The organism is Photobacterium sp. DNB22_13_2 (genome assembly GCF_052873915.1).
Genome location: NZ_JBNNXU010000016.1, coordinates 59,963 through 84,782, shown reverse-complemented (window position 1 = coordinate 84,782; position 24,820 = coordinate 59,963). Strand labels below are relative to the sequence as shown.

Below are 24,820 nucleotides of genomic sequence, written 5' to 3'. Positions count from 1 at the left end.
CAGGGCAAGATGAAAAGGACAACAATCGCCGGTATCGTGATGGGTTCCGTATTGCTAGTAGGATGCAATACCTCTACGACATCACCACCCGATCAGCAAATGAGCCAACGGCTAAGTGTTAATACGATTACGCTAGCGCCTTCCGATCACTACAGTGTCGAACGAGAGTATGTCGGGATGGTACAAGCCGGACAACAAGCGAATTTAGGCGCCGAGCTAGGCGGCAAAGTGGCCCGTATCTTAGCTGACGTCGGCGACGACGTAAAAGCTGGTGATCCTCTCCTTATTCTAGATACCCAAATTTTGATCACCCAAGCGGATGAGTTACGTGCTCAACAGTCCCAAATCACTGCTCAACTGGACTTAGTTGAAGCGAATTTAAAGCGCCAGAATTCATTGAAGAAGAAAGGCTTTAGTGCTGATTCGGAAATTGATGCCCTCAATAGCCAGCGCAATGCACTACGTGCCAACTACCGCCAGCTAACAGCTTCTTTAGCTGCCAACCAACTCAGACAAGAAAAGTCGACGGTCTACGCACCATACGATGGCACCATCAGTGCTCGCCATGTGTCAAAAGGCGATGTTATTAATGTCGGAGCACCAACCCTGACTTTACTGGCCTCCACCAGCAGGGAGGCTCATATCGGCGTACCCGCCAAACAACTTGCTAAATTGATTACTCATAGTGATTGGCATCTGCGAGTTGGCCCAAAAGGTTACCCTGTCACGCTGTTAAATCCCGGTGCTCGTGTCGACAGCGGATCACGCACGGTCAAACTTAGATTTGCCTTGCCTGAAAACGCTGAAGTCATTGATGGACAACTCGCTTACCTACAGTTTAGTGATGTACATGATAAACCCGGATATTGGATCCCGCTTTCTGCAATGACAGACGGCCTTCGTGGCGTGTGGAATGTTTTTGTAATGAGTGATGAGGATAACCAGCATGTGGTTGAGCGTCGTTCTATTCAGGTACTCCATGCCAACGCTGAATATGCTTATGTAACCGGAGCGCTAACATCTGGCGAGAGATTGATTTCGGATGGGCTTCACCGTTTAGTCCCAGGTCAGGCAGTACAACCGATAAAAAAGTTACCACTTCCTCTGAATACACGCGATGAGGCCGTGCTATGAAGATGGAAGCCATAATTAGCAATACCCGCCTATTGGTTTTAGCTGTTGCGCTCTTAGTCGTGGCGGGTTTTTCTGCCCTCACGACGCTACCAAGGGCAGAAGATCCCGTGATCCACAACCGCCATGCTAGCATCATCACCCACTTCCCTGGAGCAACCGCCGAGCGGGTTGAAGCGCTCATTACCGAGAAGATTGAAACGGAATTACGCCAGCTAGAAGAAATAAAAGAGCTTTCTTCGGTTTCAAGACCGGGAATTTCGGTTATTCAAGTCGAGCTTAATGACGAGATAATCGATTCGGAACCAGTGTGGTCGAGAACTAGAGATAAACTGTCTGATGTCACACCTTTGCTTCCGGCTGGCGCTTCTGTACCTGATTTAGAAAGCGATCATGGCTATGCCTTTACCATGATCACAGCCCTCACTTGGCAAGGTGATAGCCAGCCAGATTTGCTGACTTTACGCCGCTATGCCATTGAGCTCGGTAACCGGATGCGGATCATGAGTGGTGTTGAGTTTGTCGATACCTATGGCCTACCCGATGAAGAAATTCAGGTCACGTTAGATCCTGCAGCAACTAGCGCTCTTGGCCTCTCAGCCATTTCTTTGTCACAAGCCATCGATCAAGCGGATGCTAAAAATTCAGCCGGTGAATTGGTTAATGGCAAAAACCGCTTTGCCTTAGAAGTCTCTGATTCGCTTGATACCCTCGACAGAGTGAGGCGTGTACCTATCACAATGGATGACAATGGCTTCCTGATTCGATTGGAAGACATAGCCGAGGTAGAGCGCAAAGCTGCATCGCCACCCTCTGAAATTGGCGTTGTAGACGGAAACCCTGCGATTATTGTGGCTGCCCGAATGCAACCGACGCTACGGGTTGATCAGTGGACTGAGCGGATGAACAAACTGTTGGAGCAATACCAACAACAGATCCCTTCCAATATTTCGGTCGATGTCATTTTTGAGCAAGAAAGCTATACCGAAACCCGCCTGTCTGATCTCAACAACAGCTTATTGCTTGGCTTTTCAATTATCCTGGTGGTCTTACTGCTGACCTTAGGGGTCCGCTCAGCGATTATTGTGGCGGTTTCATTACCGCTTACCAGTCTTGTCACCCTCTCGATGATGAAATTCACAGGGCTGCCTATCAACCAAATGTCAGTAACCGGTTTGATCGTTGCGCTTGGTATCATGGTCGACAACGCCATCGTCATGGTCGACACCATCCAGCACTACCGCCAACAAGGCAAAGCCAAGCTGGAAGCGGCATTACAGGCAATCCACCATTTATGGATCCCGCTACTGGGATCGACGTTGACAACGGTATTGGCATTCGCACCCATTTTCCTCATGCCGGGCCCTGCCGGTGAGTTTGTCGGGGCAATTGCCGTGACAGTCTGTTTCTCATTGATTGGCTCGTATTTAATTTCCCATACGCTAGTAGCCGGTTTTGCTTCTCGTATATTACCCTCCGCCAGTCAAGGCCAGCGCTGGTACCACGCAGGTATCGTCATTCCTGCAGTCAGTAAACGCTTTGAAGACTCTATTCGTTTTGCTATTAAACACCCACTGATCACAGCAGGTTTGGTATGTATCCTGCCATTCACCGGTTTTTGGGCGGCAACGCAACTTACCGAGCAGTTCTTCCCGCCATCGGATCGGGATATGTTCGAAATACAGCTATTCCTACCACCGCAGGCCAGTGTTTTTGCTACCTCAGAAGCGACCCAGCAGGTTGACAACATCATGGCAAACTATGAGGGTGTCGAACAGGTCAGTTGGGTTGTCGGCGGAAACATCCCATCTTTTTATTATAATTTGACCAGTCGCCAGCAAGGTGCCCCCTACTTTGCCCAGGCAATGGTCAAGGTAAGTGATTTCCAACTTGCCAACACCATGATCCCCGCCCTTCAAGCCGATCTCGATAAGAAAATGCCCAATGCGCAGATCCTAGTCAGAAAGCTTGAACAAGGCCCCCCATTCAATGCGCCTCTAGAAGTCCGACTATATGGTCCGAATCTCGATAGACTCAAAGCAATCGGCGAAGACATCCGCTTGATCATGGCTAACACTCCAAACGTTACCCACACCCGTGAAACCCTACAGCCGGGAACACCAAAGGTGTGGCTCAATGTGAATGAGGAAGCCAGTCAGCTAAGTGGCCTGAGCCTTAAAGACCTTGCTGATCTCCTGCAAGCGTCTTTCACTGGCCGTTTGAGTGGCAGCATTATTGAGGCCACAGAATCCATTCCTGTCCGTGTTCGTGTCAGTGATGAAAACAGAGAAAGTATGAGTCAACTGAGCAGTCTGCCACTACCTATAAAAGCTGACAGTGATGTGATTGGCTTACCGGTATTTGCCATTGCCGATCTGTCTCTTTCCCCTAGTCGAGGCGCGATCCCTCGACGTAACGGACAGCGGGTCAATGTGATTGAAGGCTATATCCGCGCCGGCGTGCTGCCGCAAACAGCATTGGTACATTTTCAGGCTGAACTGGAAAAGTACCGAGCGAGTATTCCAAGTGGCTACACCATTGAATTTGGTGGCGAGTCGGCAGAGCGTAACGAGTCAGTCGGTAACCTGATGGCAAACCTGACTATGGTCATCACCTTGCTGGTTATGGTTGTCGTGCTGTCGTTCAACTCATTCCGGTTAAGCCTGGTAATTTTCCTAGTCGGGATACTTTCAGCAGGGTTGGGGTTGCTGTCAGTGGCCACTTTTGGTTACCCATTTGGCTTTACCGTGATAATCGGTTTGCTCGGCCTAGTCGGCCTAGCCATTAACGCAGCCATCGTCATTCTGGCCGAGCTAAAGAGCAGCCCAGAAGCGAGTGAGGGCAACCTAGATGCGATTGTGGTCGCCGTAATGAGCTGTACTAGGCACATTACCTCAACAACCATTACGACCATCGGTGGCTTCATGCCGCTGATCCTAGCCGGTGGTGGCTTCTGGCCTCCATTTGCCGTGGCAATTGCAGGCGGTACCCTGCTTACAACTCTGGTCTCGTTTTACTTTGTTCCCGCTGCGTTCAAGCTAGCCGTGAAGTACAAACCTTTGGCGGTACGCAATGTAGAACTGCAGCTCAGCTGATTTAAGTGGCCAACACTGAACCAGATATTATAGGCAATGAATAAGAGAAGAATGACGGGCTTGCCCGTCATTTTTTTTCACTGACAGTATTGTTGTAAAGTACTGTATGAACTTGCAAAGTTGTTGTTTGGGAAGTACTCATTATTAATCAGTAAGCTTTTGCTCTTGGCCCAGTTATGGGCAAATGAGCCATTGCCATAGGGAATGTCGTAGATTTCAAAATGCCGCTCATCACGAGTATAAATAAGGTTGGCGGCCATCCTCCCCGAGCGCTGCAAGGTGTTTTTGTAATATTGAAAATCACCCTGACAGCTTTTAATCACATATGAGCCCTTCTCACTACGCACGCTGATGTAGTGCTTCGCCGTATTTTCAAATTTACTCAGCTGCCATATACCAACATCTTTGATCATTTGTATACGGGGTAATATCTCTTCTTTTTCAATCACCGCATCCAACGGTGAATCAACCTGTGTCGCGTTCTGGTTATCACTCTCATTAGGATCATGATGCAGCAGTCGCATCGTAGGTTTGCTCACTTGTTGAGGCTCGGGGTTCAGGCTCAGCCATACATCCAGCAAAGGCTCTTTCGCAGGTCCCATCGCGAGCCATAGCAGAGCAACAGGTATACCAAGCATCGCCAAACGAGCCCAATAACGGCTCCGACCAATGGCTTTAATTTGCTTTACGACTGTTGGTGTTAACTTCTGCGAGGCCGCTACTAATTGCCCCGGAAGTTCAGATTTCACCACCTCAGTCTTCTCACTTCCTTTTTCACGACGAAGGCTGTCCACTTTAGATTGCAAACGGCGATTTTCTCTACGCAGCGCCAGCATATCTTCTTCCATCATCTGCTTATATTTTTTCTCTTCTTTTGAAGCAGTCGTTTTATCCTGTCGCTTTTCAAGCGCAGTTTTCAGTCTTTTTTCCAGATCCTTATTGGTTTGCTGAAGGCCCAAATTGATCTCTTCAAGCAACTGGCATTTTTTCTGCCATATCACGGTTTGCTCATTAGATTTGAGGTAGACAGTCTGTACTGCCTCTTCATGGCCATGTCCTGATAACACTTTTTCATAAGCCTGACTGACCAACTGCATCATTGACTTTGCCCCCCCCTTATCAGGGTGGCACCGGCTTGAAAGCTGCTTATATCGCCGCTTTACATCAGGTAAAGACGTATTTTTATTAATACCTAAAATATCGAAATATGTTGTCATTCCATTTTTACCACAACCAACATTTTTGAACTAACATCCCATTTTTAATTATATGCACACAGTAGCTATTCCTGCTAAACACAATAAGCATTATTTCGCCAGCACTGTGATGCTTGTGTCACAAATAGTCGTGAACAAAATAGAAATGATGTATCGGCTTAATGTTGGATAAATTGAGGGGATCCGCTCAATGAAACAAAAACAACCTAATATCCATGATATTAGGTTGTTCTTCGGTTATGCAGATAGCATCAAGTATGCAGATTATGCTTACGCATTCTGAACTCACCGGGAGAGCAGCCCATGTGCTTCTTAAATACCCGAGAGAAATAAGAAACATCCTTGAAGCCTGTTGAGTGAGCGATCTGGGAGATTTTTTCTCTGTCAGAACTCAGTAACCCACACGCTAAATCCAGCCGTTTCTTGATAATATACTGCTTCAAGGTCACACCCATCACATTGTGAAATAGGCGAGAAAAGTAGGTGGGAGAATAATGGCATGCATTGGCAAGATCTTCTTCCCGCAACGGTGAGCTAATATTCTCATCGATGATCTTCAATGCGGGCCTAATTGACAGTTCACGTTGTTCATACCCTTGTACAGGCTCGGCGACGACACTATGTGTATGAAGCCTGCTGAAACACGCTTCAATCTCTTGTTTGGTTGCGTTGGCGGCAATCACATCCTCACCACCAGCTCGTAGGACATTCAAAGCAAGATCGGCATCAAGACTGTGATATACCACCACGACCTTAGTCTGCGGGAAGCGGCTTTTTACCGACTGCAACAATTCAAAACCATTCGACGTTGAGTCTACGACTTCAAGGAAGATCAGCTCCTGACCTGTCATGGTTGACAACAGCTCAAAAGGTGAGACGTCCACCACATCATGTGACATCTTAAGGTTTTCTTTCGCTTCTGCCACTTTATCGAAGTGGCTACAACTAACCCATATCACAGCTTCACCTTAATCTATTAAGAAAATTACAAACGCTTAGTCTGTATAAACTCTCCTTGTCATAAAACTTCGTCGTATCAATTATAGTTTTATGTCCGTCAAAAAAGTGACGTGACATTGATAATTAACGTCTATAAACCCAAAAAATTCCAGACAGCAAATTTGTTTCAACTTTAAAGCTATTTCTTTGAAATAATCTGCTAATGCGATGACTTCAACAAGTTAAAGCGCATATCTGCCTTTAAAATCAAGTCTGTTATATCAATTTCGAATTTTAATACTATTTTAAGTCTAAAAAAATCTATGAATTTATTCCGTATTGCATTTTCTTAAAATTACTTTTTGCTTTTTTTCGCCTTACACACCACAAAATTATAGCGCTTAAGGTAACTAGCAAGAAAAAGACCATATCAACACATTTGCACTTAATAGCGTTACACCATATCCAACTGATATCACAAAATTTTAAACCCAGTAGCATTAACTGAGCGACTTCTGACATTTTATGCTGACATTTAACAATAAAAATCACCAAGTCATGTCAAAGCACTTGGAGATAGGAAAAGAGGCGAATAAATGACACAGAGCAAATTCAGTTGTGCACTGGCGCGTCTACTTATAACTTTATATCTTCTCATTGAGTCATCATTGAGCCTTGCTCAAGCACCACAATTAGCCCTTTACTATCCCGATTGGCAAATCTATAACAAATCGTCCCCAGTACTGAGTGAACTGGCTATCGACAACGCGACGCACTTGGTTTATTCATTTCTTGCTGTCTGCGGCCCTGTGACCAAATCACCGGAGAAAGTCCAACAATTAATGGCGAAACGGTGCGAAGGGAAACCTATTGGGCATGTGGTTGTGTTGGATGATCACGCGGCACTTAAAGCCAAGCTGCGCGGCAAAACCTCACACCAAGCCTACTATCGAGGTAATTTCGGCCAACTCAAATACCTTAAAGAGCAAAACCCTGACTTAACCATCATTGCCAGTCTTGGTGGTTGGACGCTTTCTGAACCTTTCCATACCGTGGTTACTAACGAGCAATACCAAGCCAATATGATTAGCAGCATGCGTACTTTGTTAAAGATGTACCCGTTTTTTGGAGGGGTTCAAATTAACTGGGAGTACCCGGGCGGGTATGGACTATCTGGGCTAGGACTTACTGAGCGTAAATCAGAAAAGCAAGGGTATACTCAACTGCTACGGAATGTCAGGGGTGAGCTTGATAAACTTGGTAACGAGATGCCCAACAGTTACGAGTTATCGATCACTTACAATGCTAGCCAAAAGCACCACGGGAGTATCGACTGGCCACAAGTGAGCCCATTATTAAATACCGTGTACCTGATGAGCTATGATTACCATGGCCCATGGAGCAACATTGTCGGGCATCATACTAACTTAAATCAAACACCATTGACCCCCGAAGGATTATCGGTTTCAAGCCAGGTACAGCACTTACGCGAGCAATCTGTTCCGTCCCAAAAGATCCTTGTTGGCAGCCCATTTTATGGCCGAGGATGGAAAGGGGTCGATAATGCCAGTATAACTAGCCTTGAAGCACTCAAAGCCAATAAAAACAATGGCCTATCCTCTTCGATTACCGAGTCCGGGTTTATTAGCTTCAATGATATTTCTCGCCATTTCCTTGGGAATAACAATAAAGGATTTCTCTATTATTACGATCAACTCGCTGAGGCTGCTGTACTCTATAACCCGACATCAAAAGACTACATTACATTCGAATCGCCTCGCTCGGCCAAAGCTAAGGCTATCTATGTTAAACAAAATCAACTGGCTGGGGTTTTTGTTTGGGAAGTTACGGCAGATCACCAAAACCAGTTACTCGAGGCTATTGCTAGCGGGCTAGAATACTCCCCCAAATGAAGACAAAGTTTAAGGCCATATCAAATGAAAATACGCGCATAAAATTCTGGCACGTCAATCCATCCTATTAAATTTTGTTGAATTTTTTGAAGACAATCGCATTTTTATCTATTAGTATGGCCGGGCAAATTTGAGTTCCGATGAAGACAGCAGGAGAGTGGCAAGTACTCGCTATTAACGCTAAGTACAAGCCCGCCGAAGAAGTAAGCTCGCTATCCCGTATGCAGCCACTGCAAACAATGGCAAGTAAATCTTTCAGGCACCCTACTCGGTTGAACACTGAGCAAGGTATGGACTGTTGTTGGAGGAGCCTCTGGAGAGAACCGTTAAGTCGGTCGCCGAAGGAGCAAACCTGAATTCAGGTGAAACTCTCAGGCAAAAGGACAGAGGAGATAAGATCAACAGCACAGAAAGTAACACCAACATTCTGATACACCATACAACGGTATAACTGTTGTTCTTTATCTCTTCCTTTGATGTTTAAAGGTAAAGAGAAAATGAACCCACTATATAATTTTTTACAAACTATTGATAACCTCGTTTGGGGCCCGCCACTACTTATTTTGCTAGTAGGTACAGGTATTTACCTGACAGTCCGTCTGGGACTGATCCAGATCCGCTACCTACCCCTCGCTTTGGGCTTCCTATTCAAGGGAAATAAAAACAACAAGGCTGACGGTGACGTTTCCAGCTTTGCCGCGTTATGCACAGCGCTTTCTGCAACTATCGGTACAGGTAATATTGTCGGTGTCGCGACCGCCATTAAAATGGGTGGTCCAGGCGCTCTATTCTGGATGTGGCTTGCAGCGTTGTTCGGTATGGCAACCAAATATGCAGAATGCCTACTGGCGGTTAAATACCGTGAGGTCGATGCCAATGGTCAAATGCTCGGTGGCCCAATGTATTACATTGAAAAAGGCACCGGACAAAAATGGCTAGCACGAATGTTTGCTGTCTTTGCACTGGGTGTTGCCTGCTTTGGTATTGGTACTTTCCCACAAGCTAATGCCATTGTTGATGCAGCCTATCTATCATTTGAGATCCCACGTGAAGTCACGGTTGTTATTCTCACCATTCTTGTTGCTGTCGTAACGCTTGGTGGTGTGAAATCGATTTCCAAAGTGGCCAGTAAAATTGTGCCATTCATGGCTGTGTTCTACATCATTGCTTGTGTCATTGTGCTTGGCTCGCAATACAGCGCGATCCCGGCGGCTATCCAACTGGTGGTGCAATCAGCCTTCACAGGCCATGCCGCGACAGGTGGCTTTGTCGGTGCCGGTATCATGCTGGCTATCCAGTCTGGTATTGCCCGCGGTGTGTTCTCGAACGAATCTGGCCTGGGTAGTGCCCCTATGGCAGCCGCTGCTGCAAAAACAGATTCTTGTGTAGAGCAAGGCTTGATCTCGATGACAGGTACCTTCTTCGATACCATCATCATTTGTACCATGACCGGTCTGACTTTGGTGGTAACCGGTGCTTGGCAGAGCGACTATGCGGGTGCCGCGATGACCAGCTATGCCTTTGCCAGCGGGTTGGACTCTAGCTTCATTGGTCCTATGATGGTTACTATCGGCCTGATGTTCTTCGCCTTTACGACTATTCTAGGCTGGAACTACTACGGCGAGCGTTGTATTACCTACCTATTTGGCGTTAAAGCAATCTTACCTTATAAAGTATTCTTCCTGGTATTGATTGCCGCTGGCGCCTTTATGAAACTGGACATGATTTGGCTTATTGCCGATATCGTGAATGGTTTGATGGCAGTCCCTAACCTGATTGGTTTGATCTTGCTGCGTGACGTGGTTATTGCGGAAACTAAAGAGTTCTTCCAACAACTGAATACGCCACCCGCGCAGGCACAAACTATTTAAGTGTGATGCTTTAAATTAGCTATCACCCAATACCTAACAAGTTTCACGAAATAGCCGTCACTAAACACCCTTCGAAATAAATCATCGAGGGGTGTTTTTTTATACCAATCTGGATAAGTAGTTGATCAAGTATTTATGTAGGTTGGTATTATTCCAAACGCCTTGTCAGTTGCTGGTACAAATCAAAGCTACTGTCTTCAAGACGGCAATCGACAATTTTGTCACCTTTATGTTTGAAGAAAGCCATTCCTGTCATCATGACTTTTTGTTTTTTTGCCGGGATCTTTGCCCACCCTCCGCAATACAAAGCGTGGCATTGGTAAACGACGACGGTTTTGTTGTCATCGCTAACCGTGTCAATAATCCGAAAAGTAACGTCTCTGAACCGCTGCCCCCACACCGTTATAAAGTTGAGGTACTCAGTATGACTAAGCAGGTAACTCTTTCCACCAGGAACGTGAAAATGGAAAGGATCGGTGGCTAAAACCTGTAACTTTGTACTGTTGGCGTTAGACCAAACATCGTTAAACCATTGCATAACCCACTTTTCATCCATGCGATATTACTCCACGTTCCATCATTGCTATTTTTTAGCATAGAACTTATAGAGGCTTCTATCTAATCATCTTGTAATGAGATAAAGGTAAAAAAGCGATTAAATGAACCGTGAATGGTTCTGCATTACCCAAATTTTAGCCCGCTCATCTTGAGCTGAATCCGCTAATAGCTTTGCCGTTTGACGCCAATGTTGCCTTGCCTCCTCATTAAGATCTGCAATCGTGTTTTCACTCAGATCCAACGCCGTTTCGATGGCCAGTTGTTCATACTGTTCCCTTTCAGAAATCTGCCACGACTCCAGTAATAAATCAGTCGCCTGTCCCTTCTGCTGTTTCAGCGAAAAATAGCGTGCTTTCTCTCTCAAGAAATAGGCTCGCGCTCTTGGCTCGGCATCACTCAAATACACTTCTGCTTGCTCTAGGTAGTATTTAGCTTGCTCGAAATCATCCCGGATAACAAAAGTATGACCGATTTGACTGAGCAACTCACTCAAGAACGTTTTATCGGCGCTGCTTGCTGCCATATTCAGCATTGAGAAGTAGGTTGAGGCCGTTAACTCAGGGGCATCTTCATTCCAAAGCGCCATGTAATCGGGGAAATTAAAATCAGCGTAACGGTGACAGTACGGTACATCTTCCTGGGCCGCTTGAGGAGGAAGAGAAATAAACAACAACGAGGTGCAAAGTAAGGGTATCGACCATTTACCCATTGGGCGTAAAGTTAGCATAGCAATTTGAATGCAAGAAAAGAAAATAACTGCTTATACTATATGCGGAATTTCCCGCACTACGCCCAAAGAGTTGAGAATCTGGAATGATTCTCACATCAGCTCACAATATCATCCCTATAAGGAATGAATGTCCTTATGCAGACAAGGCCAATCGAGAAAATGCCGCCTGGTAGTGAGCAAGGTTTGGAATATGTGTATGGTGGCCATGTGTAAGACCTACTTCAACATAATCATAACCAAGCTCTTGTGATGCATGCTTATTACGATCGCCATGAGCAAACACAACGCGGCGGTCGAAAACAACACCGGAGTCTTGTTTAGCACGAAAAGCGGCCAACGCCATAATTTCTGTACGGCTTAACGCATCAGAAGATGAAGCGAAAGTCACATTAGTAATATCAAAACCTGCTGCACGCAATTTCAATTTAGCTGTCGACGCCCAACCACTGGTGGCAATAGCAATATGCGCATCTTGGGACTCTTTTATGTGGGTCAAAAACGCTTTGGCCCCCATGGCTTCACTCACCGTTTCTGGGGATTCCTTTATTGCTTGTTGAACCAAGGCCGAGAAACGGCTCTCTACTTTACGATGAATCAGTGATCGGCTCTCGGCTATACCGTGTTTGGCGATGATTTCGTCTAACACTCCGGCATCGGTAAGATTGGCGTATTGGGTCAGGTCTGTATCCATTTCAACACCTAGCACTTCATTGACTGCTTTAACATAGCAATCCAGCTCTAGGTTATTTGAATCTACCAGTGCCCCATCAATATCCAATAAAAACAAATTTGCCATTTTTTATCCTTATGACTTGCTGCACTCGACGCAAGATAATGCGCTTGTAAAGAAAATGTTGCAACCCTTAATTTCGCGTAATCTGTAAAAGCTTGTTTCAGATCAAGCGTTATTTCTCAGTATGTTAGTACGTTATCTCAGCACTAAACCTTGATTGTTCACTTATCAATCAACCACTTTTCAGCATATTGCACTCAACACTCACGAAAAGTGTAATCACAAAATATAACAATCTCATTAACATCATCACATTTTTGACCCAACATCGCGTTGCGATCCGTATTACCCTTGTAGAGCAACACAAATAACAAAAATGAATGTCGTTAAACTTGTGAGCAATAGGAAAGGTCGTAATATGAAATACACAGCAAATAGAAGGAATTTCCTCAAACTTGGGCTTGCCAGTGTCATTGGTATTACTGTTGGTAAGGAGCTATTGGTCAAACCGGCCCATGCAGCAGACTTACCCCAGCTGACTGAGGATGATCCTCAAGCAAAAGCCCTTCAATACGTTCACCAAGCAGCAGACAGTGAAAAACATTGTGGCAATTGCGCACTCATTCAAGGAAGTGATGGTGACGAGTGGCGCCCATGTGCGATTTTCCCTGGAAAAGCCGTAAATACCAATGGTTGGTGTAGCGCTTGGGTGAAGAAGCCTTAAACCGGAAATTATTCACTGAAAGAAAAAGCCTGCTATCAATATAACCAAGCGGTTGGCATATCGATAGTCAGGCTTTTTTATTGCTTCGTTAAGACAAACAAAACAATTACTTAAAGCACTGCTCTGCCCAACGGGCCAATCCAGCTGTCACCGAGCCAAAGTAGCTACCACTGACCACCGGTGTCCCAGGTAATTGCTGCTCGATACAAGCACGTAAGATCGGGGAGCGTGCTGTGCCCCCGGTCATGTAAACCACATCGGGTTTGATGCCACTTTGCTCGATGGCTTCTGTAACCAATTGGCTAATGTGGACTCTTGGTGCTTCAATTGCCTGAGCCATTTGCTGTTGACTGACCTCAACTTCAAGTAGAGAAGAAAGGTGAGACAGCGTCAATGTATGTGCTGATAAATCAGATAGTGCAATTTTGCACTCTTCAGCCTTACGCACAAGTTGATAGCCCAGAGTCTCACGGTACACTTTTAGCAAATGCATTATCTTCTCAGGCTCTGCCGCATCGCGCTGTAGCTGCTTCAATACAGCAAGGTTAGCTGAGCCATAAAAATCCGTTTGGGCAACTACGTTATTGATGGCAATCGGGTTCCAGAACTGGCCGATAGGCATATCAATCCCTTTCTGGGTTTTACTGCCCAAACCCAGTTGCGGCATAATTTGGCGAAAAGCCAAGTAGATATCCAGATCATTTCCGCCGACGCGCAAGCCGGTGTGAGCCAATAGGCTCTCGGTTCGGTCTACTTTCCCCGCCCAGCTTGGCCCCATCTGAATCATTGAACAGTCTGTCGTACCGCCACCGATATCGACCACCAAGACGGTTTTGTCTTCAGTCAGAGTGCTTTCGTATTCAAGGCCGGCAGCGACAGGTTCGAACTGAAACTCAATGTGCTCAAAGCCTGCTCGCTTGGCGGCTTGACGCAGTATCGCTTCAGCCTGCTGGTTGGCTTTTTCACCGCCGGTACCCTGAAAGTTAACCGGACGGCCAATCATGGTACTGGTGATGGCTTTATCTAGCTGGGTTTCTGCCTTGTGCTTGATATTGCTCATCATTGCACAGACCAGATCTTCAAAAAAACGGATTTGCACATCACGCAAACCGTTAGCACCCAAGAAGGATTTCGGCGATTTTACATAATAAACTTCTTCAGGATCTTCAAGGTATAGATCTAGCGCGGCTTGGCCGAAAAGCAAATCGCCTTTGTCGACAATAATGTCTTCTTCACGATTAAAAGCGATCGCACGGCGCAGAACTTGCTCGCCCAATTCATCTATCGGCTGCACACCCATGTGACGGTACAAATATTCACTCACCGCTTCTCGAGTCGGGGCGCACAATGTCGAAGGGATAAAACTGTTTTCGCCTTCCAGAGCCAACATCTTTGGCTGTCCATGCTCCATGACAGCAACTGAACAATTGGCCGTTCCATAATCAAAACCGATAAACATGTTATCCTCCGAACCAAGAAAAGCCGGCCATCATACTGAAATTAACCATTTGTTCAATCATGAGTTGATGACAATGCATAGTCTGTACGATTAATTTCAACCTCTAGGCACCTCTCCTCCCCCTCTCCACTTTCGGCCACATAGCATTGTTAATTTTTACTTAACCATTTGCTTCGAAGTTTCAAATATTCAGACCATTAAGACATCGCTATGATAAGCCCGACTTCAACAGCAAGGTGGTAAGGGGCTGGCAATGACAGGAATACATATTTCATGTGCAGTAAACAATGTGGAAGCACTGTCTTATTTACCCATGACGTCCAACAGCATAGCGCTGGTAACGGAAGGGGGCGGTCAACGTGGCATTTTCACGGCGGGAGTGCTAGATGCCTTCTTGGATGCGGAGTTTAACCCCTTCTCTCTGCTAATCGGTACATCTGCAGGCTCACTCAATATCGCATCTTTCATTTGCGGACAAACAAAACACGCTTATCGTGTCATTACCGAAGCGACAACGACCCATGATTTTTTTGATTTATCGCGTTTTTTGTTGGGTAAAGAAGGGTTGGATCTGGATTGGTTGTTGGAGCAAACACAAACCCGCTTACCACTGGACTGGCATCAAGGTCATGAGAACATGCGCTCTCGAACCGTGCTGGCTTGTGCATGTCAGGCAGACAATCACCAAGCCTCCTTTTTTGACCTCGACAACGATAACTGGCAAGTGGCATTAAAAGCCTCATGCGCGATCCCTATTCTTCGTCGCCAGCCCATTTTGAATCAGCAACAGTACTGGGTTGATGGTGGTGTTGGCGCCCCTATTCCGGTGCAAGAAGCTTACGACAGAGGTTTCCGACATATTGTTGTCATCCGAACCGTGCCGATCACTGCTAGTTTCGATCACTGCTGGATGTCAATAATCAGCAAAGCACTGGGTAAGACTAAAGCGTCAGATTTGATCCAGCTCCTACTCGAACATGAAGAAAATTACCGCCAAACCCAAGCGTTCTTAAATAATCCACCGGACGATGCAACGATCTATGAGATCCACCCAAATAAAGATCTGAGCTCAAAACTGATTGGCAGTACCATTGACTCACTCGACCACGATTACCACTTGGGATACCAATCCGGCCGTTATTTTATGGCTACCGTAGGGCGGGATTTTTCAGCTCCAAGTCATACGACTCAAAGCCAACCAAATCTAAATCCGACATTCTCAAATCAGGGTGCTTCAAACAGCGCCGATATGTGTAACGAAAAAATCTATGCATAGGACGGATTCATGACACCATTATGTGCGACGGACTTCGTCACCAAAGAATCAGTTTTTACAGAGTTAATGAGCCACGATATTCACCACATGTGGCAGCAACGGCAAGAGCATATTTTTTCTGGTGTTCATAGTGTACCGATCTTTGGTATTAGTCTACGTAAAACTGAATCGACATTACTGCCACAAGATCGCTACTGTGTAGTCATCGTCAACGGCCGAAATGAAAGCGTATGGAAATACCAGGAAGTGATTTTTGAGTACTACTCCCGAGGCTTTGATATTTATACCTACGATCACCGAGGTCAAGGTGCATCCGGTCGTATCGCTGATGATCCTGAGCTTGGCCATGTCGATATGTTTGCTGATTATGTATCCGATCTAGAGATATTCATCGATACCGTTGTCCAACCTGCACGCTATTCCCGTTGCTTTTTGTTGGCGCATTCAATGGGCGGAGCAATTTCAACATTATATATGGAGCAGCACCCCAGTGTTTTCAACGCAGCAGTGTTAAATGCTCCAATGTTTGGTATGCATATACCGGGTCCTTTGCGCTTGGTCGCGCCCGCAGTGGCTAAACTCTATGACCTCTACCAGTCAAAACCCAATTACGGGCTGGGGCAAAGGGCTTACTATGAATTACCATTTGAACAAAACGACCAATCACAAAGTCAGTTACGCTATGTATGGGCTAAACACTTGTATCAAATACATCCAGAGCTGCGCATCGGCGGTCCGAGTGCTCGGTGGATATGGCAGGCAATGCAAGCAGCAAAACACTGTATCCAAGACGCCAACAAACTTCAAACCCCTTTGCTATTATTGCAGGCAGGAAACGATACCATTGTTGATAATCGTGCCCAATTCCGCTTTGATGAAGTTACCGAACAATGCCAATTAAAGGTGATTGAATCTGCGCGTCACGAATTGTTGATGGAAAAAGATGAACTACGTGATCAAGTTATGAGTGAAACCCTGTCGTTCTTTCAACAGTTTTTCATTAAAGAATGTGCATAAACCAAGCCGCGAGGTTCGCGACTTAATCCGCTTTTGTAGCTTATAGTGGATATACCTTCTCAAAGCGCTCCAACACCAAGTCGGACAACTCGGTAAACTCAATATCTAGACTGGCCGCATACTTTGAAAAGAACTTAATATGGGCTTCTCGCCACCACGGGTAAGACCGATCCCCTTCGCCTTCGAGAGCCGCAAACTCCGGAGTTACTTCATTGAAAGGGCAAACAGAAACGTCTTTCAGTTTGATAATACAGACCGGCTCTTGCGCCCAATTGAGCACAACAGATAAACGTCCGACTTTCGGAAGCGCCTCATCCTCAGCATCATACCCCGCTTTCAAGCTACAAGATGCACGCTTAATTCCCTGGTTGATTAACCTCGCACACTCATTAGCATTGTATTCATCGGCACAAAAATACTCAGCAATGATCTCTGGAATGGCATCGCGCTCACTTTGCGAGAGTGTGGCCAAGTACTGCTCAAGAAAATCCTTTTGCTCTTTATTCATGAATCCTTCTTCTTAATTACTTAGTGTTAGTAGTGATAAACATAGTGACTATATCATCACAGTCATACAACTAGATTTCCGTTCTATCGCCTCTAACTTTTGTAGCAGGTTAATCGACGTTTGGTTACCGATAACGGCGACGCCATAAATGCCATTAACCCTCCCTGATGCAAGAACGGCCAACTTACCATTGCAGATTCGTCAAACTACAATTGCTCGTTAGCCGGATTCGGGTTAAATACCTTCGATGCTTTGCGCTTCAAGCTCGGTAAAGTATCTCAGCGTCTTCACTTTCAACTCCTGAGTGGCTGGCGCATCACAGGCAATAACGGTCTTTGGGTGTAGCTGAAGTGCCGATACTGTCCATAGGTGGTTTACCGATCCTTCCACAGCCGCTTCCAACGCCAGGGCCTTGTTGTGGCCGGTGATCAAAAGCAGTATTTCCTCAGAATCCAACAGGGTGCCGACCCCAATTGTTAGGGCTGATTTTGGTACCTGATGAATATCGGAGTCGAAGAATCGCGAGTTGGCGATACGGGTATCTTCGGTGAGGGTCTTCACCCGAGTCCGCGAGGCCAGCGAAGAGGCCGGCTCATTAAAAGCAATATGGCCGTCATTACCCACTCCCCCCATGAACAAGTGTATTTTTCCGTAGGCTTTGATCTTAGCTTCATACCGCTGGCATTCAGCGGCGTTGTCACCGGTATTACCGTCTAGTAGGTTGATGTTCTCTAGCGGAATATCAATATAGTTGAAGAAATTGTCGAACATGAATGTGCGGTATGACTGCGGGTGATCCGCCGTGATCCCCACATACTCGTCCATATTGAACGTAACGACATGCTTGAAGCTGACATCCCCTTCGCGGTGCATTTGGATCAACTCACGATAAGTCGCCAACGGCGTGCCGCCGGTCGGTAGGCCGAGAACAAACGGACGCTCTGCGGTTGGTTGATAGTCATTGATGCGCTTGGCAATATGTCTTGCCGCCCACTTGCCAACCTGGCTGCAGTTTTGTAGTGGTATCAATCGCATTGTGCTCTCCTGATATGGTTTTCTAACATGGCTTTATCGCCATGTACTAATAATTAGTGATAATAAATAATTACTGCGGCAATAAGAGGTCTTTTCGGTTTAAAACCGTTCTCGTAATAACATTCAGCAGGATTAAAAATGTTATTGCCAATAGGCAATGTCCAATCCAGAGCGGAGCGCCTGTTAAATAAATATACTGGTATGTTGCTGTCGTGAATGCCGCCATCGGAAAAGTAAAAGCCCAGAAGGCCAAACTAAAGTTGGTCCCAATGAATTTTCTTATATTGAGTAATATTGCTATCGATGCAATAACCGCCCAGATATAGTAGCCCACACTTACGGCTGATAATCTAATCGCGTAGGTTTGCTGCCCTAAGAAAAACATTGACGGCGTCGCCATCATAATAAAATAGGTCGGATATAAAGGTTTAGCGATAAATGCTTTTTTCACTAATCGCGACAATAATGCCAGATAAACACCTCCCCCAACCAGCATACCCAGTAAAAACATAAAGTAGCCGAACCCTTTAAACCATTCGGGAACAAAGATAGAGCAGACTACATTTGCCAATGGCGGGATCAAAAATGTTGGATTAAAGGTTGCTAGCAGGTTTTCGCAACCATATACCCAGCGTGCTAGGACAAAAATAAAAAGCGGAACTTGAATTACCGCGCCAAGCATCCAAAGAGCTGGGCTGTTAAACAGCCCAGAAAGTAAGAACAGGGAAATCGTACCGCATGAGAGGAAATTGCGACTTACCATGTTCGCCATTTCATCAAAATATTGCGTCGTTTTTTTCCTATACCTTGCGAATAAACTCAAAGTAAAGATCAGCAGCATGACGATGGCACCTACCGCTACCGCAGAAACGGTAGGTGCGAGAGCGTTGATCCCAGAAGCTTTAGCTGCGGTAGCCAGTCCAGCAACACCCATCACTGATGACATCAGAGTGACCGGTAATCGGAGAAATGTGTTACTAGACATCATCTACCTTATGCTTTTTTCATTAGCAGGCTGATAGACTCAGCTTGGGTGCCAACAATAATCTGCAGGTTCTTTTCACCCACGTGGACTATGCCAAGTGAGCCCAGCGCCTTGATTTTGTTGTCACATACTAGCGACTTGTCATTCACGGAAAGTCGCAGGCGTGTAATACAGGCATTGATTTCCGTTAGGTTATCTTTACCACCAAGCGCCTCAACATAAGCATTAGCAAGTTCGCCCATATCAGAAACTGGCGTTGCTTCCGCCTGCAACTCCGACTCGTCTTCACGGCCCAGTGTTTTTAGGTTGAATTTAAGAATCGCAAAGCGGAATGTGACAAAGTAAATCAAACCGAATACTAAGCCCTGCGGTACCAGCATATACCAGCTGGTTGCCAGTGGGTTTTGCGCTTGCAGCACCAGGTCAACCAGGCCGGCAGAAAAGCCGAAGCCGGAAATCCACTCCATTGATGATGCGATATACAGCGACAGCCCCATCAAGAATGCATGTAAAGCAAATAGCATCGGTGCGGTGAACATGAACGCAAACTCAAGCGGCTCACTAACACCGGTAAAGAAAGAGGCAAAAGACGCCGCGATAACCAGTGAAGCAACACGGGTTTTATTCTTTTTGTGGGCCGTGACGTACATTGCCAGACCAGCAGCAGGTAGACCGAACATCAGTACCGGGAAGAAGCCCGCCATGTAACGCCCCGTCACACCCGGTTGCGCCGAACCTTCAGCAATAGATTGGGCACCACCTAGGAAGGTTGGCATGTCGTTGATACCGGCTACGTCATACCAAAATACAGGGTTCAACGCGTGGTGAAGACCGGTTGGGATCAGCAATCGGTTGAAGAAGCCAAATAGGCCTGCACCGATAGAGTCTTGCGCATACATCCAAGCGCCGAAGTTGGTCATGCCTGAGAACATGCCGTTCCAGATTTCCATCAATACACCGGCGATAACGATACCGGCTACAGCCGACAGGATAGGTACTAGTCGTTTACCGCTGAAAAATGACAGAGCCTTGGGCAGTTGCGTCTCAGAGAATCGGTTATAGATAGCTGCGACCACAACACCCACGATAATCGCTACAAACTGATTATCGACTTTATTAAATGCAGCAGGAATATCAGCGACATCCATACCTTTGATCATGGCCATTGTTGACGGGTCAAGCAGCGCCATCACCACCAGCCAACAGACCAAACCAGACAATGCCGCCGCGCCATCACGGTCCTTCGACATACCGAAAGCAATACCGACAGCAAACAGAATTGGAATATTCTTGAGAATCGCACCGCCGGATTTTATTAAGAAGGCTGCGATTTGGCTATCATGGCCCCAGCTTACTGGGTCAACCCAGTAACCAATACCCATTAAGATCGCCGCTGCAGGTAGGGCTGCAATCGGGATCATCAAGGCTTGTCCAACTTTTTGTAAATATCCAAAAACGTTGATTTTCATTATTTGATTCCTTTGAAATCGATGAGTTCTATTTCTTGTGCCTGCAACCAGATTTTGATTTCTTCTGATAACAGGACACTCAGTTCATGTTCACGTTGTGTTGTATAAGACGATAGGCTGGCAAGCTCATCGTCTGAATAGCCTGGGTGGGCCATAATTTCGACGGTAGTCTCTTTGTCGCTACCTTTTAATTCGAGGATGGTATCTTTCAAGCCTTTAATATTTGCTCGCTCACCATAAAATTGAGCACTGAATTTATCTGTTGTTTTGACAGCAAGCGCCTGTATATCATCGATATAATAATCAGCTCTGCGAGATGCCAACCCCACTTCGTTGGCAAACTTAATAAAGCCATCTCTCAAGTTGGGCAAAAACGCGGCAAAGTGATGGGAATCGAAATGATCAATTTCGACACCGTAAGACTTTGCATTCAGATATTGATTCATGGCCTCGATATAAACGTGCTCGGCATTAATTTGCTCGGCATGGTCCGTTAGGTATTTGCGGCTATGAAACTCACCGTTGCCATCAACCAGACTGCTAACTTCTCCCGGTTCAGATACGGGCTTACCCAATGTCAAATTAACGTGCAGACCGATACTTTCTAACTTGTGTGTGTGGATTAGATCAATCGCATCGGCCGTGCCAAGCTGATTCACCATCAGGGTCGTCGACATCACGACCCCGTTATTTATGGCTTCAACAATGGCAGCATTAACCCCTTTGGTTAAGCCAAAGTCATCGGCATTAATGATCAGTTTCATGTTTACCCCTGTAAAATCTCGAAGTTTTCAGGTTTAAATTGCGGTAACTGGTGGGCATTTTTAATTAGCGTATCTTTGAGTGCGCGTTCTAGCTTCACGCCTGTCCCGACAATCGGGTTGATCGTAAGGGCACGCAGGCCAATTTCGACATCGCCCTTCATCGCCGATTCGATAGTCAGCCTTTCAAACGTCTTCATACTCTGAAGCAGGCGAAGCGTGTCTTCTGGGAAAGCCGCGACGCTGAGTGGATGTGCACCTGACGAACGAATAATCGCACTGACTTCAACCGCACAATCATCCGGAAGGCCGCTGATTGCCCCCTTGTTCATGGTGTTGACATGCATGATTTCGCCGGTGTTGTTGTAGATGGCATTCATTATTTTACATGCCGACTCTGAATAATACTGGCCACCACGAAGCTCGAGTTCTTTCGGCTTTTCGTTCAGGTTTTCGTCTTTATAAACATCGAACAGCTTTTCTTCGATCTGCTTGACGACATCGGCGCGGTTTACCGCTTCGCTATTTTTGGCAATTTCCTTTTCGAGAATATCTTCGCTCGCATAGTAGTAACGAAGATACGAGCAAGGCAGCATGTTCATATTCTTCAGCAGGGCTTTTGACCAGCTGAACTGTGCGATATTTTGTGGGCGCATCTTGTCGTTGCCCGCCAGCACCTCGTCGATAACAAACTGCATTTTGTCTTGGTTTTTGTGGATAATTTGACGAGCCCAGACCAAGTGATTCAAACCAGCAATTTGAATAAAGAAATCATCACTGTCGGCGTCCAGCAATTCCATCGCACCGCGCTCCATATTGACCGGTACATTACACAGGCCGATGGTTTTGGTGGTGCTGTTGCGCAAAATGGCCTCGGTCACCATGCCCGATGGATTAGTGAAATTAAGTAGCCATGCATTAGGGCAAAGCTCTTCCATTTCGTAAGCAATTTCTAGCGCTACAGGAATAGTACGGCAGGCGTTGGCATAACCGACAATCCCGTTGGTTTCCTGGGCAATCATGCCATGCTCGGCAGCAATGCGTTCATCGCGGATACGGCTTTCCAGACAACCCGCTCTAAATTGTGAACACACAAAATCCGCATCTTTCAACGCATCGGCACGATTGGATGTCAGGTGGATCTGCATCTTGCTACCGACTTTGTTAACCATACGCTTAGTCAGGCCGTAAATAATTTCCGCTTTCCACCAGCTCTCTTCGATATCGACCAACCACAACTCGCCGATTGGCATCGTTTCAACGCGCTTTAGCAGACCTTCTACCAATTCAGGTGTGTAACTTGAGCCTGCGCCGATTACGGCAACTTTCAATAACTTTTGCATGTTTGATTACCATCTAGTGATTACATGCATCAGTTTTTCAAATGCTTAGGTGGTTAACAAATCATAAGAAGTACGCTATAAATTAATACAATTAATCCATAGAAGCGTAAGACTATGCTCAGAGCCAGTGCCAACCACAATAATATTTACCTTTTCTTAGCCACTGCTGAGACACTAAGTTTTACCGAAGCCGGACAAAAATTCGGTATAACTCAAGGGGCTGTGAGCTATCGGATAAAACAACTCGAAGATGAAATAGGTTGTAAGCTATTCATCCGGCGTGTCAGGCGTATCGCGCTGACTCCCGAAGGCAAACAGCTTTACGATGCCGTTAGCCAGTCTTATCAAGTTATCGACAATGTGATCTCTGACCTGAAAGATCCTACGCCATGTGGTGAATTGCGTATCGGAGCCTCTCCTTCATTCTCATCGCGAGTACTCATACCCGCCCTACCAAGCTTTCTCGAGCAATATCCCCAAATGAATATTCGAGTAGTGACTTCAAGCATTTCGCAAACATTTAATGATGAATCGATGGATGTAGCTATTGTCTATGCGGACAGGATCAGTGACTTTCACACCGAGCCGGTAATACGCGAAAGTATCCTTCCCATCTGTAGCCCAGACTATGCCGACAAGCACAACCTGTCCTCCGGGATCAAAACCTTGTCTGGTTTGACCTTGATAGACAACGTCAATTCTTCGAATTGGATGCAGTGGCTTAACGACGGCGAGTATACCTCCACCGACAACAATCGGTTCTTGGTAGATGACTTTCATAGCGCCCTGTCAGCAGCGAGCTCGGGTATCGGCTTGGCAATTGCCCGCTGGAGCTTGGTCAAAGATTTGATCCAATCAGGCGAATTGATTGCGCCTTATCAGGCAATTCTGACAAACAAGCACTATTGGCTAGTTTCGGTAAAGGGAATGGAGCACAGGGCAAGCTACAAACTATTTTCAAGTTGGGTCAATAACGAGGTGTTCGGAAAAAAATCCCTATCTGCGAACACGAAAGATCAACTGTAACAACATTATTTTCACTCAAGAGACAACAAAATTGACACCAGATAGCGACCTACCTGTCATTTTCATCCATAATTACTTTTTTAATCTCCAATACAAATATCAGTATGAATACGCTAACTAAAATCTTAGCCTCTACCCTCTTCCTTCTAGTGGCCCTTACAGGATGTAGTGAAAGTGAAATACCTAAAGAAGGGGAAAAATACACTGTTGTCGCAACGCCAACTGAAGGCATTGCCGACGTTGTTGAAGTGTTTTCCCTCGGATGTGGCCACTGCCGTAACATGGAGTTGATGCTACCTGAAATCAAAAAACTGGCTGACGTTGATATCGACCAAGTACACGTCACGTTTAACGAAAGTGCCCAGTACGCTGCTTATCTTTACTACACTGCCGCTATCCAGAGCAACGGTAAGCCAGCAGCTGAGTTAAAGGAAGCACTCTTTGCTTTTGTCCAAGATCAAGCTGCTGATTTAGATGAAGAGAGTCGCAAGAACAAGTTGGATGAAATATTCAGCCAATATGATCTTGTGAGCCCATTTGATCTAAGCGATGAGCAAAAAGAGCAAGTTTACCAGCAAATGACCAATGCCAATCAACTTGAGCAGAACGCAAAAATCACGGGTGTGCCAGCTTTCTTGGTAAAAGGTAAATATCTGGTAGAAAATGGTGCACACGACAGCTTGGAAGATTTAGCAAACACCATCCGTTTCCTATCCGAAAAGCAATAAACAGACACAAAAGGGCTAGCGAATCCGTTAGCCCTTTAATTTCGAACTCGGCCTATTCTCTTCAATACATCCCCCTTCCTTAAAACAACCACCCACCAATTAACCTCGTAATCAACCTAGTGAGACCGTTTTAGGGCCCTTCAATCATCAGCCTTTCTAACTGGTTACTCCACCTACGCGATTCGCTCTACAGATAATCCAATCACCACTATACTCCTTTCGCAAACCTCTATAAGCAGAATACAGTCATCTTTCATACCTTAAACTGCTCTTATTTCGGCTGATTAATCACCTTATTCAAT

Annotated in this window: 21 protein-coding genes and 1 riboswitch; of the genes, 9 read left to right on the top strand and 12 right to left on the bottom strand. The window is 45.9% G+C overall.

Annotated elements, in window-relative coordinates:
* Positions 1-9: 9 nt before the first annotated feature.
* Positions 10-1,134: an efflux RND transporter periplasmic adaptor subunit gene (locus ACVA58_RS20155; protein ID WP_446512157.1), complete on the top strand. Its 1,125-nt coding sequence runs from the start codon at positions 10-12 to the stop codon at positions 1,132-1,134.
* A gap of 2 nt (positions 1,135-1,136) precedes the next feature.
* Positions 1,137-4,226, top strand: coding sequence for an efflux RND transporter permease subunit (locus ACVA58_RS20150; protein WP_446512202.1), 3,090 nt, complete (start codon positions 1,137-1,139; stop codon positions 4,224-4,226).
* A gap of 77 nt (positions 4,227-4,303) precedes the next feature.
* Here ACVA58_RS20150 and ACVA58_RS20145 read toward each other — a convergent pair whose 3' ends face one another.
* Positions 4,304-5,443 carry a DnaJ domain-containing protein gene (locus tag ACVA58_RS20145; RefSeq protein WP_446512156.1) on the bottom strand — a complete coding sequence of 380 codons (1,140 nt, stop codon included), beginning with the start codon at positions 5,441-5,443 and terminating at the stop codon, positions 4,304-4,306.
* A 251-nt stretch (positions 5,444-5,694) separates the two neighbouring features.
* The gene (locus ACVA58_RS20140) at positions 5,695-6,402 is read right to left on the bottom strand and encodes a response regulator transcription factor (protein ID WP_446512155.1); all 708 of its coding nucleotides are present in this window, start codon (positions 6,400-6,402) and stop codon (positions 5,695-5,697) included.
* Between the two features lie 576 nt (positions 6,403-6,978).
* Between ACVA58_RS20140 and ACVA58_RS20135 the strand changes: the two genes are divergently transcribed.
* Both ACVA58_RS20135 and ACVA58_RS20130 read left to right on the top strand, forming a co-directional pair.
* Positions 6,979-8,295 (top strand): glycoside hydrolase family 18 protein, encoded by a 1,317-nt coding sequence (locus ACVA58_RS20135; RefSeq protein WP_446512154.1) that lies wholly within the window; start codon positions 6,979-6,981, stop codon positions 8,293-8,295.
* 303 nt (positions 8,296-8,598) lie between these two features.
* Positions 8,599-8,692: riboswitch (glycine riboswitch) on the top strand.
* A gap of 100 nt (positions 8,693-8,792) precedes the next feature.
* On the top strand, positions 8,793-10,166 hold the full coding sequence (locus ACVA58_RS20130) for an alanine/glycine:cation symporter family protein (RefSeq protein WP_446512153.1): 1,374 nt from the start codon (positions 8,793-8,795) through the stop codon (positions 10,164-10,166).
* Between the two features lie 148 nt (positions 10,167-10,314).
* Here ACVA58_RS20130 and ACVA58_RS20125 read toward each other — a convergent pair whose 3' ends face one another.
* The 3 genes from ACVA58_RS20125 to ACVA58_RS20115 form a co-directional block, all read right to left on the bottom strand.
* Positions 10,315-10,722, bottom strand: a complete 408-nt coding sequence (locus ACVA58_RS20125; RefSeq protein ID WP_446512152.1) for an ester cyclase — start codon at positions 10,720-10,722, stop codon at positions 10,315-10,317.
* A gap of 99 nt (positions 10,723-10,821) precedes the next feature.
* A complete protein-coding gene (locus ACVA58_RS20120; protein ID WP_446512151.1) occupies positions 10,822-11,451 on the bottom strand; it encodes a hypothetical protein in 630 nt (209 codons plus the stop codon).
* 136 nt (positions 11,452-11,587) lie between these two features.
* The gene (locus ACVA58_RS20115; protein ID WP_446512150.1) at positions 11,588-12,250 is read right to left on the bottom strand and encodes an HAD hydrolase-like protein; all 663 of its coding nucleotides are present in this window, start codon (positions 12,248-12,250) and stop codon (positions 11,588-11,590) included.
* A 355-nt stretch (positions 12,251-12,605) separates the two neighbouring features.
* Between ACVA58_RS20115 and ACVA58_RS20110 the strand changes: the two genes are divergently transcribed.
* Positions 12,606-12,911: a high-potential iron-sulfur protein gene (locus tag ACVA58_RS20110; RefSeq protein WP_446512149.1), complete on the top strand. Its 306-nt coding sequence runs from the start codon at positions 12,606-12,608 to the stop codon at positions 12,909-12,911.
* Between the two features lie 106 nt (positions 12,912-13,017).
* Here the strand turns inward: ACVA58_RS20110 and yegD are convergent, their stop codons facing one another.
* Positions 13,018-14,370 (bottom strand): molecular chaperone, encoded by a 1,353-nt coding sequence (gene yegD, locus ACVA58_RS20105; RefSeq protein WP_446512148.1) that lies wholly within the window; start codon positions 14,368-14,370, stop codon positions 13,018-13,020.
* Positions 14,371-14,623: 253 nt separating this feature from the next.
* Here yegD and ACVA58_RS20100 point away from each other — a divergent pair, with 253 nt between their 5' ends.
* Together ACVA58_RS20100 and ACVA58_RS20095 are read left to right on the top strand one after the other, a co-directional pair.
* The gene (locus tag ACVA58_RS20100) at positions 14,624-15,646 is read left to right on the top strand and encodes a patatin-like phospholipase family protein (protein WP_446512147.1); all 1,023 of its coding nucleotides are present in this window, start codon (positions 14,624-14,626) and stop codon (positions 15,644-15,646) included.
* A gap of 9 nt (positions 15,647-15,655) precedes the next feature.
* A complete protein-coding gene (locus ACVA58_RS20095; RefSeq protein WP_446512146.1) occupies positions 15,656-16,663 on the top strand; it encodes an alpha/beta fold hydrolase in 1,008 nt (335 codons plus the stop codon).
* A gap of 40 nt (positions 16,664-16,703) precedes the next feature.
* On the opposite strand, the gene ACVA58_RS20090 is transcribed toward ACVA58_RS20095, so the two are convergent.
* The 6 genes from ACVA58_RS20090 to ACVA58_RS20065 all read right to left on the bottom strand — a co-directional run bounded on the left by ACVA58_RS20090 (position 16,704) and on the right by ACVA58_RS20065 (position 22,764).
* Complete coding sequence (locus tag ACVA58_RS20090; protein WP_446512145.1) at positions 16,704-17,171, bottom strand: ASCH domain-containing protein; 468 nt, start codon at positions 17,169-17,171, stop codon at positions 16,704-16,706.
* Positions 17,172-17,405: 234 nt separating this feature from the next.
* Entirely contained in the window at positions 17,406-18,206 is an 801-nt protein-coding gene (nagB, locus tag ACVA58_RS20085) for a glucosamine-6-phosphate deaminase (RefSeq protein ID WP_446512144.1), read from the bottom strand.
* 70 nt (positions 18,207-18,276) lie between these two features.
* Complete coding sequence (locus tag ACVA58_RS20080; RefSeq protein ID WP_446512201.1) at positions 18,277-19,191, bottom strand: SLAC1 family transporter; 915 nt, start codon at positions 19,189-19,191, stop codon at positions 18,277-18,279.
* Positions 19,192-19,199: 8 nt separating this feature from the next.
* Positions 19,200-20,654 (bottom strand): N-acetylglucosamine-specific PTS transporter subunit IIBC, encoded by a 1,455-nt coding sequence (gene nagE, locus ACVA58_RS20075; RefSeq protein ID WP_446512200.1) that lies wholly within the window; start codon positions 20,652-20,654, stop codon positions 19,200-19,202.
* Positions 20,655-20,659: 5 nt separating this feature from the next.
* Complete coding sequence (locus tag ACVA58_RS20070; protein WP_446512143.1) at positions 20,660-21,424, bottom strand: ChbG/HpnK family deacetylase; 765 nt, start codon at positions 21,422-21,424, stop codon at positions 20,660-20,662.
* A gap of 2 nt (positions 21,425-21,426) precedes the next feature.
* On the bottom strand, positions 21,427-22,764 hold the full coding sequence (locus ACVA58_RS20065) for a 6-phospho-beta-glucosidase (protein WP_446512142.1): 1,338 nt from the start codon (positions 22,762-22,764) through the stop codon (positions 21,427-21,429).
* A 114-nt stretch (positions 22,765-22,878) separates the two neighbouring features.
* Here ACVA58_RS20065 and ACVA58_RS20060 point away from each other — a divergent pair, with 114 nt between their 5' ends.
* On the top strand, positions 22,879-23,790 hold the full coding sequence (locus ACVA58_RS20060) for a LysR substrate-binding domain-containing protein (RefSeq protein WP_446512141.1): 912 nt from the start codon (positions 22,879-22,881) through the stop codon (positions 23,788-23,790).
* A gap of 104 nt (positions 23,791-23,894) precedes the next feature.
* A complete protein-coding gene (locus tag ACVA58_RS20055; protein ID WP_446512140.1) occupies positions 23,895-24,518 on the top strand; it encodes a DsbA family protein in 624 nt (207 codons plus the stop codon).
* The last annotated feature ends 302 nt before the right edge of the window (positions 24,519-24,820 follow it).

Excerpts from the sequence above, each read along its gene's own strand:
- ACVA58_RS20155 (WP_446512157.1), top strand. The coding sequence starts at position 10 with ATGAAAAGGACAACAATCGCCGGTATCGTGATGGGTTCCGTATTGCTA.
- ACVA58_RS20150 (WP_446512202.1), top strand. The coding sequence starts at position 1,137 with ATGGAAGCCATAATTAGCAATACCCGCCTATTGGTTTTAGCTGTTGCG.
- ACVA58_RS20145 (WP_446512156.1), bottom strand. The coding sequence starts at position 5,443 with ATGACAACATATTTCGATATTTTAGGTATTAATAAAAATACGTCTTTA.
- ACVA58_RS20135 (WP_446512154.1), top strand. The coding sequence starts at position 6,979 with ATGACACAGAGCAAATTCAGTTGTGCACTGGCGCGTCTACTTATAACT.
- ACVA58_RS20130 (WP_446512153.1), top strand. The coding sequence starts at position 8,793 with ATGAACCCACTATATAATTTTTTACAAACTATTGATAACCTCGTTTGG.
- ACVA58_RS20125 (WP_446512152.1), bottom strand. The coding sequence starts at position 10,722 with ATGGATGAAAAGTGGGTTATGCAATGGTTTAACGATGTTTGGTCTAAC.
- ACVA58_RS20120 (WP_446512151.1), bottom strand. The coding sequence starts at position 11,451 with ATGCTAACTTTACGCCCAATGGGTAAATGGTCGATACCCTTACTTTGC.
- ACVA58_RS20115 (WP_446512150.1), bottom strand. The coding sequence starts at position 12,250 with ATGGCAAATTTGTTTTTATTGGATATTGATGGGGCACTGGTAGATTCA.
- ACVA58_RS20110 (WP_446512149.1), top strand. The coding sequence starts at position 12,606 with ATGAAATACACAGCAAATAGAAGGAATTTCCTCAAACTTGGGCTTGCC.
- yegD (WP_446512148.1), bottom strand. The coding sequence starts at position 14,370 with ATGTTTATCGGTTTTGATTATGGAACGGCCAATTGTTCAGTTGCTGTC.
- ACVA58_RS20100 (WP_446512147.1), top strand. The coding sequence starts at position 14,624 with ATGACAGGAATACATATTTCATGTGCAGTAAACAATGTGGAAGCACTG.
- ACVA58_RS20095 (WP_446512146.1), top strand. The coding sequence starts at position 15,656 with ATGACACCATTATGTGCGACGGACTTCGTCACCAAAGAATCAGTTTTT.
- ACVA58_RS20090 (WP_446512145.1), bottom strand. The coding sequence starts at position 17,171 with ATGAATAAAGAGCAAAAGGATTTTCTTGAGCAGTACTTGGCCACACTC.
- nagB (WP_446512144.1), bottom strand. The coding sequence starts at position 18,206 with ATGCGATTGATACCACTACAAAACTGCAGCCAGGTTGGCAAGTGGGCG.
- ACVA58_RS20080 (WP_446512201.1), bottom strand. The coding sequence starts at position 19,191 with ATGTCTAGTAACACATTTCTCCGATTACCGGTCACTCTGATGTCATCA.
- ACVA58_RS20070 (WP_446512143.1), bottom strand. The coding sequence starts at position 21,424 with ATGAAACTGATCATTAATGCCGATGACTTTGGCTTAACCAAAGGGGTT.
- ACVA58_RS20065 (WP_446512142.1), bottom strand. The coding sequence starts at position 22,764 with ATGCAAAAGTTATTGAAAGTTGCCGTAATCGGCGCAGGCTCAAGTTAC.
- ACVA58_RS20060 (WP_446512141.1), top strand. The coding sequence starts at position 22,879 with ATGCTCAGAGCCAGTGCCAACCACAATAATATTTACCTTTTCTTAGCC.
- ACVA58_RS20055 (WP_446512140.1), top strand. The coding sequence starts at position 23,895 with ATGAATACGCTAACTAAAATCTTAGCCTCTACCCTCTTCCTTCTAGTG.